This window comes from Brevibacillus sp. BD137 (assembly GCF_041644655.1).
Taxonomy (GTDB): domain Bacteria; phylum Bacillota; class Bacilli; order Brevibacillales; family Brevibacillaceae; genus Brevibacillus; species Brevibacillus brevis_D.
The window spans coordinates 290,560-304,662 of record NZ_JAOTNO010000005.1; the positions used below are offsets into that span (position 1 = coordinate 290,560).

The 14,103-nt window shown below is 47.7% G+C and carries 10 protein-coding genes and 1 pseudogene; 10 read left to right on the top strand and 1 reads right to left on the bottom strand.

The annotated features are described in order from the left end of the window. Window positions 1–5: 5 nt before the first annotated feature. The 10 genes from ODZ53_RS14075 (at window position 6) to ODZ53_RS14120 (ending at window position 14,021) form a co-directional block, all read left to right on the top strand. Window positions 6–2,075, top strand: coding sequence for a sigma 54-interacting transcriptional regulator (locus ODZ53_RS14075; protein WP_372677789.1), 2,070 nt, complete (start codon window positions 6–8; stop codon window positions 2,073–2,075). Window positions 2,076–2,309: 234 nt separating this feature from the next. Then, entirely contained in the window at window positions 2,310–3,401 is a 1,092-nt protein-coding gene (locus tag ODZ53_RS14080) for a Glu/Leu/Phe/Val dehydrogenase dimerization domain-containing protein (protein WP_012686061.1), read from the top strand. A 137-nt stretch (window positions 3,402–3,538) separates the two neighbouring features. After that, a complete protein-coding gene (gene lpdA, locus ODZ53_RS14085; protein WP_173603833.1) occupies window positions 3,539–4,960 on the top strand; it encodes a dihydrolipoyl dehydrogenase in 1,422 nt (473 codons plus the stop codon). Between the two features lie 18 nt (window positions 4,961–4,978). Then, window positions 4,979–5,971, top strand: a complete 993-nt coding sequence (locus tag ODZ53_RS14090; RefSeq protein WP_012686063.1) for a thiamine pyrophosphate-dependent dehydrogenase E1 component subunit alpha — start codon at window positions 4,979–4,981, stop codon at window positions 5,969–5,971. A gap of 13 nt (window positions 5,972–5,984) precedes the next feature. Next, the gene (locus ODZ53_RS14095) at window positions 5,985–6,968 is read left to right on the top strand and encodes an alpha-ketoacid dehydrogenase subunit beta (RefSeq protein ID WP_007720847.1); all 984 of its coding nucleotides are present in this window, start codon (window positions 5,985–5,987) and stop codon (window positions 6,966–6,968) included. Between the two features lie 20 nt (window positions 6,969–6,988). Further along, window positions 6,989–8,326 (top strand): dihydrolipoamide acetyltransferase family protein, encoded by a 1,338-nt coding sequence (locus tag ODZ53_RS14100; RefSeq protein WP_372677792.1) that lies wholly within the window; start codon window positions 6,989–6,991, stop codon window positions 8,324–8,326. Between the two features lie 240 nt (window positions 8,327–8,566). Then, window positions 8,567–10,720 (top strand): copper amine oxidase N-terminal domain-containing protein, encoded by a 2,154-nt coding sequence (locus ODZ53_RS14105; RefSeq protein WP_372677794.1) that lies wholly within the window; start codon window positions 8,567–8,569, stop codon window positions 10,718–10,720. 327 nt (window positions 10,721–11,047) lie between these two features. After that, entirely contained in the window at window positions 11,048–11,464 is a 417-nt protein-coding gene (gene mce / locus ODZ53_RS14110; protein WP_012686066.1) for a methylmalonyl-CoA epimerase, read from the top strand. A 91-nt stretch (window positions 11,465–11,555) separates the two neighbouring features. Continuing rightward, window positions 11,556–12,677 (top strand): M20/M25/M40 family metallo-hydrolase, encoded by a 1,122-nt coding sequence (locus ODZ53_RS14115; protein ID WP_012686067.1) that lies wholly within the window; start codon window positions 11,556–11,558, stop codon window positions 12,675–12,677. A gap of 144 nt (window positions 12,678–12,821) precedes the next feature. Beyond that, window positions 12,822–14,021 (top strand): DUF3866 family protein, encoded by a 1,200-nt coding sequence (locus ODZ53_RS14120; protein ID WP_372677796.1) that lies wholly within the window; start codon window positions 12,822–12,824, stop codon window positions 14,019–14,021. Here the strand turns inward: ODZ53_RS14120 and mciZ are convergent. Further along, window positions 14,020–14,076, bottom strand: a pseudogene (gene mciZ, locus ODZ53_RS14125) (Z-ring formation inhibitor MciZ); the annotation flags it as partial. The gene ODZ53_RS14120 and the pseudogene mciZ sit on opposite strands and share 2 nt — an antisense overlap. Between the last annotated feature and the right edge of the window lie 27 nt (window positions 14,077–14,103).

A 14,103-nucleotide genomic window follows, 5' to 3' on the forward strand; every position in this document is an offset into this window, starting at 1 on the left:
CTCGCATGCACAAGCTGCTCATCGTTGGTGCGGGACGTGGTGGAACAGCACTCCTGCGGATGCTAAACCAGATGGACCGATTACAAGTCGTTGCTGTTGTTGATCAACGGCCTGACGCCCCAGGCATACTGCTCGCCCAATCATTGGGGATTCCTGTCGATCAGGATTATCAGCCTTATTTGGATGAGGATCTGGATGTCATTTTAGAAGCTACAGGGGACCTGGGGGAGTATGAGCATCTCAGGCGATTAAAGAAAGATAAGACGGTGCTCATCCCGGGAACGTTTACGAGAATCGTCATGAAATTGATTCGGGAACGCGATAAGCTGATTGCAGTCTTGATGCAAAATCAGCGGGAGCGGGAAACGATGCTGAACTCCACGCATGATGCGATTATCGGGGTCAATCGCCAAGGAATTATTACGTTGTTTAACAAAGCCGCAGAGCGATTGATGGGCATCGAGGCGAGTGAAGTGCTGGATACAAAAGTTTCGGAGCGTATACCGAACACTCGGTTACATATCGTATTAAAGACAGGCTCTCCCGAATTGAATCAAGAGCAGGTTTTGCCGAACCAGACGCGGATTATTACAAACCGCGTACCCGTTCGAAACGATCGGGGGGAAGTTGTCGGAGCTGTTGCCATTTTCCGTGATATTACAGAAATCATGGCGTTGGCAGAAGAAGTGACGAACTTGAAGGATTTGCAGAGCATGCTGCAAGCGATTATTCAATCATCGGACGAAGCGATATCAGTCGTTGACCAATACGGAAATGGACTTTTGATCAACCCGGCCTACACGAGGCTTACGGGTTTTTCGCAAGAAGACATTATCGGAAAACCAGCGACGGTAGACATTTCTGAAGGCGATAGTATGCACATGCAAGTCCTGAAAACGAAGAAGGCAGTGAGAGGCGTCCCTATGAAATTGGGACCAAAGCGCAAGGACGTTGTGGTCAATGTTGCACCGGTTGTCGTCGATGGGGAGATGAAAGGAAGCGTTGGCGTCATTCATGATGTCTCCGAATTCAAGCGCCTGACAGAAGAGCTGGAGAGCGCTCGCCGTATCATCCGCAATCTGGAGGCAAAATATAGCTTTGCAGACATCATCGGCTATAGCGAGTCCATGCAGCAAGCGATCGAGCAAGCCAAAAAGGCGGCGTCAACACCAGCAACTGTCCTTCTTCGTGGGGAATCGGGAACGGGGAAAGAACTGTTTGCCCACGCCATACATAATGCAAGTGAAAGAAAATACAACCAATTTATTCGGGTCAATTGTGCAGCGATTTCAGAGAGCCTCTTGGAGAGTGAGCTTTTCGGTTACGAGGAAGGCGCGTTTACAGGTGCCCGTCGAGGAGGAAAGCGGGGGCTGTTTGAGGAAGCGAGCGGCGGAACCATCTTTTTGGACGAGATCGGCGAGCTATCTATGAGCATGCAGGTCATGCTTTTGCGCGTCCTGCAAGAGCGAGAGGTTGTGCGAGTCGGTGGAACGAAGCCAATCAACATTGATGTTCGCGTCATTGCGGCTACCCATGTGAATTTGGAGGCTGCGATTGGAGCGGGACGTTTCCGTGAAGATCTGTACTATCGTCTCCACGTCGTACCGCTTCATATCCCTCCACTCCGACAGCGCTTGGAAGATATTAAGCCGATTGCTATGCATCTGCTACGAAAAGCCAATCTGGAGTACGGAAGAAATGTAGAGGAGCTGCATGAAGAAACATTGCAGATGCTTCTGTCCTATCACTGGCCAGGCAATGTACGCGAGCTAGAGAATGTACTGGGCAGGGCGATGATTCATATGAGGATTAACGAGCGAATCATTATGCCCGAGCATTTACCTCCACTGGAAAGAAGAATCGTCTCGACCAAAAAGGAAGAGGTCCCGCAGGAGGGTTCCACAGGCACCACGTTAAAAGAAGCGGTGGAAAAGGCAGAACGTCAGCACATATTGCGGGAACTGGCAGCAGCCAAAGGAAATCGCACCCTTGCAGCCAAACGCCTCGGAATCGCGATTCGCAGCTTGTACTACAAGATGGAAAAATTGGGCATCATGGATGTGCAGGAAGAGTAAGAAAAGAGACTATGCAAAATATTGCACGCAAATCTTTGCGCGCATATGCAAAAAAATGCAGACTTGACGTAGGGACACTCATTCCACGTTCGTGTAAATAAAGCGCTTTCATAAGTTTGGTTTTGTTGGCATGACTTTTGCATATACCTTTTGTCGGGAAATTCTCCAAATGGAGCCCACTGTTACGCCAGCTTACCTAAGCGGAAAACGAAAGATACTAGGGAGGTTTCTTCAGTGAACATCTTTGACTACATGCAAAAGTACGATTACGAGCAATTGGTATTTTGCCAAGACGAAAATTCCGGTTTGAAAGCAATCATTTGCATTCATGATACGACATTAGGACCAGCACTCGGTGGTACGCGCATGTGGCCGTATAAAACAGAAGAAGAGGCGATTGTAGACGTACTGCGCCTTGGTCGTGGGATGACTTACAAAAACGCAGCAGCAGGACTGAACATCGGTGGTGGTAAAGCAGTCATCATCGGTGATCCACGCGAGCATAAGAGCGAAGAGCTGTTCCGTGCTTTCGGTCGCTATATTCAAGGTCTGAATGGCCGTTACATCACAGCTGAGGATGTAGGAACAACCGTTGCAGACATGGATATGATCCACTTGGAAACAGATTTCGTAACAGGAGTTTCTCCTGCATTCGGTTCCAGTGGCAATCCATCCCCTGTAACAGCTTACGGTGTCTACCGTGGAATGAAAGCTGCTGCTAAATTGGCGTTTGGTTCCGACTCTCTCTCCGGACGAGTGATTGCTGTACAAGGTGTAGGAAACGTAGCGTATAATCTGTGCCGCCATCTGCATGAAGAAGGCGCGCATTTGATCGTAACGGATATCAATCAAGAAAACGTAGATCGCGCAGTGAACGATTTCGGTGCGAAAGCCGTTGGCGTTAACGAGATCTTTGGCGTAGAGTGCGATATCTTCTCTCCTTGCGCATTGGGTGCGATCATCAACGATGACACGATTCCGCTCTTCAAAGCAAAAGTGATTGCAGGGGCAGCTAACAACCAGCTGAAAGAAGAGAAACACGGCGACCAAATTCACGAAATGGGTCTGATCTACGCACCTGACTACGTGATCAATGCTGGTGGTGTAATCAATGTGGCAGATGAGCTGCAAGGCTATAACCGCGAGCGTGCACTGAAAAAAGTAGAAACGATCTATGACAACATCCTGAAAATTTACGAAATCGCTGAACGTGATGGCATGGCTTCCTACAAAGCTGCTGACCGCATGGCAGAAGAACGCATTGCAAGTGTTGCAAGATCACGTAATACTTTCCTGCAAAACGGCAAGACTGTTTACAAGCGCTAATCTCGTTTCTCTAGTAAGTTCATACTCCTGTCCGCTCTTCGATGGAGGGCGGTCAGGAATACATAAACGATTTTCTTTGAATATTCATATTCTCGTTAATACGCAGGTTAGCTTTCCGAATGAAAGGAGAGATCGTGGTGTCTCAAGAGTTTGATTTAGTCGTCCTCGGGGGAGGTACCGGCGGTTATGTAGCGGCAATCCGCGCTTCCCAATTGGGAATGAAGGTAGCAATCGTGGAAAAAGAAAAGCTCGGTGGTACTTGCTTACACCGTGGTTGCATCCCATCCAAAGCGCTATTGCGCAGTGCAGAAGTATTCTCCACCCTGAAGGAAGCTGACAAATACGGAGTCTCGGCAGGTGCAGTAGGCTATGACTTCACAAAAATACAAGAGCGTAAGCAGGGCATTATCGACCAACTTCACAAAGGGATTCAATACCTGATGAAAAAAGGCAGCATTACTGTCTTTGAAGGCTTTGGAAGAGTGATGGGGCCTTCCATTTTTTCTCCGCAGGCAGGTGCTGTGCGCATTGAAAAGGAAAACGGGGACCAAGAAATGATCGTTCCACGATTCCTTTTGCTGGCAACGGGTTCACGTCCACGCACACTTCCAGGTTTGGTCATCGACGGAGCTTATGTGGTAACTAGCGATGAAGCATTGCAGTGGGAGCAATTGCCTGCTTCTGTTGTCATCGTTGGTGGCGGTGTCATCGGGATTGAGTGGGCTTCCATGCTCAATGATTTCGGGGTAGAAGTGACTGTTGTGGAGTACGCCGACCGTATATTGCCGTTTGAGGATGAAGAAGTGAGCAAGGAATTGGCTCGTCTTTTGAAAAAGCGGAAAGTCAACATCGTGACGGGAGCAAAGGTGCTGCCTGAATCGTTGGAAAAAGGGGAAGGCAAAGTCTCTATTCAGGCGGAAGTCAAGGATGGAGTCCAAACCTTTGAAGCTGAAAAGGTACTCGTATCAGTAGGACGCCAAGCGAATGTAGAAAACATCGGTTTGGAAGCAACAGAAATCAAAGTCGAGCGCGGAGTAGTCGTGGTTAATGAATTTTTCCAGACTGCAGAGCCCCATATTTATGCGATTGGTGATGTTATTGGTGGTCTGCAATTGGCGCATGTTGCTTCGCATGAAGGAATACTTGCGGTAGAGCACATGGCTGGACAAAACCCGCACCCGATGGATTACACCAAGGTTCCGAAATGTACGTATAGCCGACCTGAAGTCGCAAATGTCGGACTCACTGAAAAAGAAGCAAAAGAGCAAGGCTACGATGTGAAAATCGGCAAGTTCAGCTTTAAGCCGCTGGGCAAAGCGCTGATTCACGGTGAGAATGACGGCTTTGTGAAGTTGGTCGTTGATGCCAAGACGAATGATTTGTTAGGGGTTCACATGATCGGTACACATGTGACAGATATGATTTCAGAAGCGGGCTTGGCCCGTGTACTGGATGCGACTCCGTGGGAGATCGGTCAGACGATTCACCCGCATCCATCTTTATCCGAAGCAATCATGGAGGCAGCGCAGGCTGTCGACGGAAAAGCGATACACAATTAGCAAGGAGGGTATGTAACGATGACAACCAAGCGACATGAGCAAGTGGGATTGACCGATGCGCAAGTCCTTGACATGTATTATTACATGCTATTGGCCAGAAAAATTGACGAACGCCAATGGCTGTTGAATCGTGCGGGCAAAGTACCGTTCGTGATTTCCTGCCAGGGTCAGGAAGCAGCTCAGGTGGGAGCCGCTTTTGCCATGGAGAAAGACAGAGATTTCTTGTGCCCGTACTATCGCGATCTTGGTTTGGTGCTGGTCTTTGGCCAAACAGCCCGTGATTGTATGTTGTCCGCTTTTGCGAAAGCAGAAGATCCGAATAGCGGTGGTAGACAGATGCCAGGTCACTTCGGTGGCAAGAAGTACAATATTTTGACAGGTTCAAGCCCTGTGACGACTCAAGTCCCACACGCAGTCGGAATGGCTTTGGCGGGTAGAATGAAGCAAGAAGATTTTGTTGTGTATGCTTCGTTCGGAGAAGGCTCCAGCAACCAGGGAGACTTCCACGAAGGTGCGAACTTTGCGGGTGTCCACAAGCTCCCAGTTATCTTTTTCTGCGAAAACAACAAATACGCGATCTCTGTACCACTGAAAAAGCAGTTGGCTTGTGAAAGTGTAGCAGACCGTGCGATTGGTTACGGATTCCCGGGAGTCAGTGTGGACGGAAACGATCCGATTGAAGTATATCGTGTCATGAAAGAAGCGGTTGAACGTGCCCGCAGTGGTCAAGGGCCGACGCTAATCGAAGCCGTTATGTATCGCCTAGTTCCGCACTCTAGCGACGATGACGATCGTGTGTATCGTACGAGAGAAGAAGTGGAAGAAGCGAAGAAAAAGGACCCGTTGATTGTTTTCGCTGAGTATTTGAGAGAGATCGGACTCTTGGATGAACATAAGGAAGCAGATATGCTTGCTCGCGTACAACTGGAAGTGGATGAAGCCACTGAATATGCAGAAAACGCGCCATATCCAACACCAGAATCGACTATGACATACGTATACGGGGAATAAGGGGGGATCTTTTATGGCAGTCATTTCTTTTATTGATGCAATTACAATGGCGATGCGTGAAGAAATGCGTCGTGATTCCAACGTGTTTATCCTCGGAGAAGACGTTGGCGTTCGCGGTGGGGTTTTCCGTGCGACAAACGGATTGATTGAAGAGTTTGGCGAGGAGCGCGTGATTGATACGCCACTGGCTGAATCGGCAATTGTCGGTGTAGGGATTGGTGCGGCCGCTTACGGTATGCGCCCAATCGCAGAAATTCAGTTTGCGGACTTCATCATGCCAGCTGTGAACCAAATTGTCAGTGAGGCGGCGAAAATGCGCTATCGTTCAAACAACGACTGGCATTGCCCGATCACGATTCGTGCCCCATTCGGTGGCGGGGTTCACGGTGCACTCTACCACTCACAATCTGTGGAAGCGATGTTCACGAACACCCCAGGTTTGAAAGTAGTGGCACCTTCGACACCTTATGATGCAAAAGGTCTTCTGAAAGCAGCTATTCGCGATGAAGATCCGGTACTCTTTTTCGAGCACAAGCGCTGCTATCGTTTGATCAAGGGCGAAGTGCCTGAGGACGACTATGTGTTGCCGATTGGCAAAGCGGACGTCAAGCGAGAGGGGACAGACATCACAGTGATCTCCTACGGCTTGACTCTGCACTTCGCTCTGCAAGCTGCGGAAAAGCTTGCACAAGAAGGCATCAGCGCGCATGTTCTCGATTTGCGCACACTGTATCCGTTGGACAAAGAAGCGATTGTTGAAGCGGCTTCGAAGACAGGCAAAGTATTGATCGTACACGAGGACAACAAAGAAGGCGGCGTAGGCGGCGAGGTAGCTGCTATTGTAGCGGAGCATTGCCTGTTCGATTTGGATGCACCGATTAAACGTCTTTGTGGTCCAGATGTACCAGCTATGCCATACAGCCCGCCGATGGAAAAATACTTTATGCTGAACCCGGAAAAAGTATTGGAAGCAATGCGCGAGCTGGCCAACTTTTAAGGCGAGGAGGACCAAGGATCATGGCAACGAAAGTACTAATGCCCCAGCTCGGAGAGAGCGTGACCGAGGGCACCATCAGCAAATGGCTGGTCAATGTAGGCGACACAGTCAAGAAATACGATTCACTGGCTGAAGTAACGACGGATAAAGTAAACGCAGAGGTTCCTTCTACCGTTTCAGGACGCGTTACGGAGATCGTCGTGCCAGAAGGCGAGACAGTCGCTGTCGGCACATTGATCCTCTATATAGAAGAAAGTGGTGCAGAAGGTGGAACTGCAGCGCCTGCTAGCACGACGGAAACTCCGGCTCCACAAACGCCTGCAACCGAGCAGCCAAAGGCAGCTACACCCGCTGTATCCATTCAACAAGCACCAGTCGTCGATGGGGCAAAACAACGTTATTCACCTGCTGTTGTCATGCTCTCACAGCAACATGGCATTGATTTGTCCCGCGTTGTAGGGACTGGAGCAGGCGGTCGCATTACCCGCAAAGATGTCCAAGCGATTATCGACGCGGGCGGCCAAAAGCCAGCTGAGACAGTAAAAGAAACAGTCGCGCAGGCTCCCGTAGCGGCGGTCGAACAAGCTACTGTCGTTTCAACACCTGCACCGGTAGCACCAGCTACGACTCCTGCTGTTCCCGTAGATATTCCGGTTGCAAGTGGTGATCAAGTTGTACCTGTAACGTCGATTCGTCGTACGATTGCAAACCGGATGGTACAGAGCAAGCATGAAGCTCCACACGCTTGGACGATGGTCGAAGTAGATGTGACCAATCTCGTTAACTTCCGTAATCAGGCAAAAGGCGAATTTGCGAAAAAAGAAGGACTCAACCTCACGTTCCTGCCGTTCTTTATCAAAGCGGTTGTAGAAGCGTTGAAAGAGTTCCCGATGATCAATTCCACATGGGCACATGACAAAATCATTGTGAAAAAGGACATCAACATCTCTATCGCAGTAGCTACGGAAGAGGCTCTCTATGTTCCTGTCATCAAGCATGCTGACCAAAAATCAATTCTTGGCATTGCGAAGGCAGTCGATGATCTGGCAGCACGCACCCGTGCAGGGAAATTGACGATGGATGACATGACAGGCGGTACCTTTACGGTTAACAACACAGGCTCCTTTGGCTCTGTTTTGTCCCAGCCGATTATCAATGCTCCGCAAGCTGCGATTCTTAGTGTCGAATCCATTGTGAAACGCCCTGTCGTCATTAACGACATGATCGCAGTGCGTTCTATGGTTAATCTGTGCATGTCCTTGGATCACCGCGTGCTGGATGGTCTGGTTTGCGGGCGATTCCTGCAGAGTGTGAAACAAAAGCTTGAGAATGTAGGTCCGGATACCAAGCTGTACTAGAGTGTCGAAAAACCAGGTCAAGCAAAGACCTGGTTTTTTTGATAAAAGAATCACCATAAAAATTTTCCAAATGGATCATTTCGTATGTAACTTTTTCCGAATCATCTTCGTCTTAACAATTGGAGCCAGGAAGTCTCATAAATGACATAGAAATGATTCCCACCTGATAGCATTTGTGGTAGACTGGTAGCGTCATGCTAGAGGGTTTTCCAGATTAACGGTAATTATGGGAGGAAAAACATGGAGAAAAGTAAAAAAGCACTACCAATAGTGCTGGCATCAGCGCTGGCCGCTACACCTTTTGTTGCAGTACCGCAAGCATATGCTATTGAAAAATTGGATGTATCAGCTGACAACGATGGTGCCGGTAAAGAAAGTGACTATGATATTAAGTTCACGCTTGAAGAAGACCTGTCGAGTGGAGATACCATCACGGTTGAGTTCGACGATGATTTCGATGTGGATAAAAAGATCAGTAAGAAAGATATTTCCGGTATAGATGTCAAAAAAGTTGAAGTGGATGACAATGAAGTGATTATCACGGTGGATGAGGATTTTGATGAAGGAGATAAAATCTCATTTACCATTAAAAGCGGGATCACCAATCCTGATGATAAAGGTACATATGATGTAAAAGTAGAAACCGAAAATGAGAGCTCTGACACAGACGAAGTTGAGATCAAAAAAAGCAGCTCCAGCAGCAGTAGCAAGTCTAAAAACGATTACAGCGTTACGCTGAGCAGCAAAGCAGCAGGCGATAAAGTAAGCCTCAAGCTCGGCAAAATTTCTCTGAAGGGTAACGATGAGCTGGAGACGAACTCCACCATTACCGTCACTTTCCCAGAGAAAGGCATGCTGCCTTCGAGCATTGATGAAGACGATGTAAAGGTAAACGGTACGAAAGCGAAATCCGTTAGTGTTAGCGGTAGCTCGGTAGATATCAAGATTCCGAGTGGAGCAGACTCAGATGATTACATTACGTTGGAATTTGACAAAGCTGCTGGCATTGAGAATCCAAGTTCCGGTGACAAATATGTTATCAAAGTGAAATACGATGGTACGACATATGAGTCAGATACATTCGAAATTACGAAAAACGGCTCCAGCTCAAACGCTTCTGACAGCTTTACGGTTAATCTGTCTGATCCAGGAGTAGGAGCTCGCACTAGCTACACGTTTGATGCTGACTTCGGCAGCAAAGAGTTGAAAGAAGATGGAGAACTGATTCTTGAGTTCCCGTCGTCTGATATGGTACCAGGCATTTTGACAGCATCCGACTTCTTGATCAACGGGAAAGCAGCGAGGAAAGCAACTGCAGTCGGAAACAGAGTCGCCTTGGTTGCACCAACAGGCTTCAAAGCGACTAGCAAAGTGAAGGTTGAAGTGACTTACGGAGCGTGGATTTCGAATCCAAAAACGGCTGGCAGCTACACGTTGAAGGCTACTGTTTCCGGAAGAACTTTGGAATCCAAATCCTTCAGCATCGGTGGCTCTTCGGTGACCCCGACGCCAACCAATCCGACGCCTACTAACCCAACAACTCCAGTACCTACACCAAATACTGGTATTAACAATAGCACCGCAACCATCGCATTGACACAAAATGCACTTGGCAAGCAGACGGGTGTGAATGTAGCAATCAAAGGAATGGGTGTTGGTCTACAAAAGCAGCGTGATTTCATCGAGATCGTATTCCCAGTGGGCTACAAGGTACCGGCTTATATCGCGCCAGCTAACATCTCTGTGAATGGTGTAGGTTCGAATTTCGTTGCAGTTCGTGGACAAAACGTTCTGATTTATCCGTCTCAGGATATTCCTGCGGCAACAAACGCTAACATCGTGATCAATCCAGCAGCGAACATCGTAAACCCTGCTGTGAAAAACACATATAGCATTAGCGTATTTACGTCCGAAGAAAGAGGTTTGTTGTTTTCTCGTATTGTTGGTGTAGGAATGCCTACCCCGGCTCAAACAAAGCCTGTAACGCCAACACCACAACAGCCGCAACAACCATCGACTACTATTCCTACGAACTCGGCTGCCTTTAAAGTGAATGCAGCAAACTTCACCCTGCATGGAAAAACGTATCCTCTCTCTGTAGCTCCTTACATTGATGGAAATACGACCATGGTTCCAGCTCAATTCTTTAAAGAAGCACTGGCACTGACTACACAATGGAACAATTCAAGTGTTGCTGTTATCAGTGGAACCAAAGTCGTGAAGTTTACAGTTGGGTCGAAAACAGCAAAAGTAGGGAAAACAGATATTCAACTGCCAACACCTGTTGTCCTCAAAAACGGCATGCCAATGATTCCAATCCGTACAGTAACGGATAATCTTGGTTACAAAGTTGGCTGGGATGCGAAAACTTCCAGCGTATACGTTTATAAATAAAAACAAGCTGGGATAAAAGAAAAACCCCTTTCCGCTTTTTGGTCGGAAAGGGGTTTTTCATTGTTTTCATCACTCGTTTATTGAAAGTAAAAAAACGTGGGAACGATGAGTGAGAGTATTAGAATGCCGATCAGGATTTTGGCAAAGAGCGATTGGTGTCTCATTCTAATCAAACCTCCTTTCAATGTAGAAGAAATTATCAGGTGATTCTGTAAGTGGCTGTGCTAGAATGAAGAAAAGGATATCATTGGCTTTCTCTTTTGCCCATGCTGAAATTGTACCGAATTGCAGCCAATGAGACAACCACTTACAAAAGGATGATGATTCATGAGCGCACCGAAAAAAATTGCCCATATCGGCATTGCGGTAAAAAGCTTGGATAAGACGCTTCCCTTTTATACCGAGCAATTGGGATTGGAGTTGGTTGGAACCGAAATCGTAGAGAGCGAACAAGTCCAAGTGGCATTTTTAAAGATCGGCGAAAGTCATATTGAATTACTAGAGCCGTTGAGTGATGAGAGTCCGATAGCAAAATTTATGGAAAAGCGCGGCGAAGGCATCCACCATATTGCTTTTGATGTAGATGACGTTACGGCTCGTTTAGCCACATTAAAAGAGCAAGGTGTACCCCTTATTCACGAGATCCCCAAAGCGGGTGCGCATGATGCGTTGATTGGATTTTTGCATCCGAAGGCAGCAAATGGCGTTTTGTATGAGCTGTGCCAATATCCGAAAGAATCATAGGCGTTTACGTAGTAGAAAAAATTTTTTTGCGGTATACTGGAACTTGTGAATATGTACCAAAATCGGGCAGTACAATCAGGAGGTAACGAGTGTGAGTACGATCAACCAAGAGCGTTTGTTAAATGAATTTTTGGAGCTCGTCCAGATTGACAGTGAAACGAAGAACGAAGCAGAGATCAACAAGGTGCTCAAAGAAAAGCTGATTGAGATGGGCTTTACCGTAGAAGAGGATGACGCAGCAGCGAAAACCGGACATGGTGCCAACAATCTGATCGCAACGTTGGAGGGAACTGGAAAAGGCCCAACCATCCTGTTTAGCAGCCATATGGACACGGTCGTCCCAGGAAACGGAATCAAGCCTCAAATTCGCGATGGCTACATTTATTCTGATGGAACGACGATCCTCGGTGCAGATGACAAAGCAGGAATCGCGGCGATCTTTGAAGGTATTCGCAGCTTGAAAGAGCAAAACCTGCCACATCCAACGATCCAAGTCGTACTGACTGTGGGAGAAGAGTCCGGACTTGTTGGTTCCCGCGCAATGGATTCCAGCCTGCTGAAGGCAGAAATGGGCTTCATCCTCGATTCGGAAGGTCCAGTTGGAAAAATTACAGTAGCTGGTGCTGGTCAATACCGCATCGTAACCAAAATCCACGGTAAAGCAGCCCATGCAGGTGTGAATCCAGAGGATGGCATCAGTGCTATAACGGTTGCTAGTAAAGCAATTTCCCGTATGCCGTTGGGCCGTATCGATGCAGACACAACAGCAAACATCGGTCGCTTTGAAGGTGGAAAAGCGTACAATATCGTAACGGATTATGTGGAAATTTGGTCCGAGGCTCGCAGCTTGGTAATGGACAAGCTGGAAGCGCAAGTGAAGAAAATGACAACAGCATTTGAAGAAGTGGCAGCTGAGATGGGTGCGACTTGCGAAAATGAAGTTATTTTTATGTACCACGGCTACAAATTCAACGAAGAAACGCCAGTTGTACAAAAAGCGATTGCAGCAGTTAAACGTGTAGACCGCAATCCTGAGCTGGTTGCAAGCGGTGGCGGAAGCGACGGTAACGTATTTAACGGCTACAACGTGCCAAGCGTAAACTTTGCCATTGGCTATGAAGAAATCCATACAAAAAACGAGCGCATGCCAATCGCTGAATTGAACAAAGCGGCTGAGCTGGTGCTTGCTGTTATTGCAGAAGTACAAGAGTAACCTAAAGAGGTCGGAATCTCCTTGCGAGGGGTTCCGGCCTTTTTGTTTGTTCGTTTACTTGTTTGCATGATTGAGACAACCACTGTTCATCATAGACTGAATAGAAAGCTCGGGGACGAGGCAGGAATGAAAGGGGGAGGCTGAGTGCTCTGTTTGGTGGTAGGGACGGTCCAAAAAGTTCTGGAAAAGCAAAAAGGGATGCAGATACTACAAGTCCGGATAGAATCGGTTGCGGGATTCAAAATGGAGAGAGTGCTGTCTTTTTTGCAGGAGGATTATAAAAGTGGCGATTTACTTTTGATTAATACAACTGCTGTTCGCCTTGAATTGGGGACAGGCGGGTATCACTTTGTCGTAGGAAAGGTCACACAACCAGAGGAAACGGATGTCCTTCCGAATGAGTGGGGGCATGTCATGAAAATGCGCTATTCGCCATGGCAGCTCGCGGTTGATTCGGTAGAAGAACAGGCCAGTCCTTACCACCATTTGTTTCTGCAAGATGACTTATCCTTGGAGGGTACCCCTGTTTTGATCAGCGAGCTGCACAGTCTTCTACCTGTTGCTGTCCTTGCCCTGCGTAAAAAAAATCCAAATGCCCGTATCGTATATGTGATGCCGGACGGCGCATCTTTGCCGATTGCCTTGAGCCAGCACGTCCATCGATTAAAAGCAATCGGGGGCTTGGATGCGACAGTGACGACTGGTCATGCGTGGGGCGGAGATCGTGAGTCATTGACGATTCACAGTGGCTTAATGGCAGCACACCATGTAGAGCATGCCGATATCATTATTTGTATGCTGGGACCTGGGGTAGCAGGTACGGGTACATCTTATGGCTTCTCAGGAATTCAGTTAGCTGAGGTCATTCATGCCGTATCCACTGTTGGAGGAACACCCTTTTTAATTCCCAGAATCAGCTTTGGGGACCAACGTACCAGACATTACGGTGTCAGTCACCATACCATATCGATCATAAACAGATTTGCTCTTTGCCCTGCTCTGGTTACAATCCCGATTTTCGGGGATGAAAGAGATGAAATCCTTTCGCGGCAAATGAAGACAATAGAAGTTGGGGGGAAGCACATTTTCATAAAGGGAAAAGTCCCAGACCTGTCAGAACTGGCATCACTGGAAAAGGGGTATGGCTTGTCCTTTTCTACAATGGGGCGAAATTGGCAAGAGGACCCTGCGCCTTTTCAAACGGCATGGATGGCAGCCGATTTTGTAGGAAACAGTCTGGGCTATATCGTCCAAACCGTTAACGACGTCCCGCATTTGCCCGTCTCAGCAAGTACTCTTGAAGGGTTGCGTCTTTATTTGACCAGGAACGAAGCGCAGCCTTGATCTCCCAAGCTTTCCCTACCATACGCAATTGCTTTTCGCTAACATATGTTTTCATTCATGATCTCCTCCGATACAATAAGGT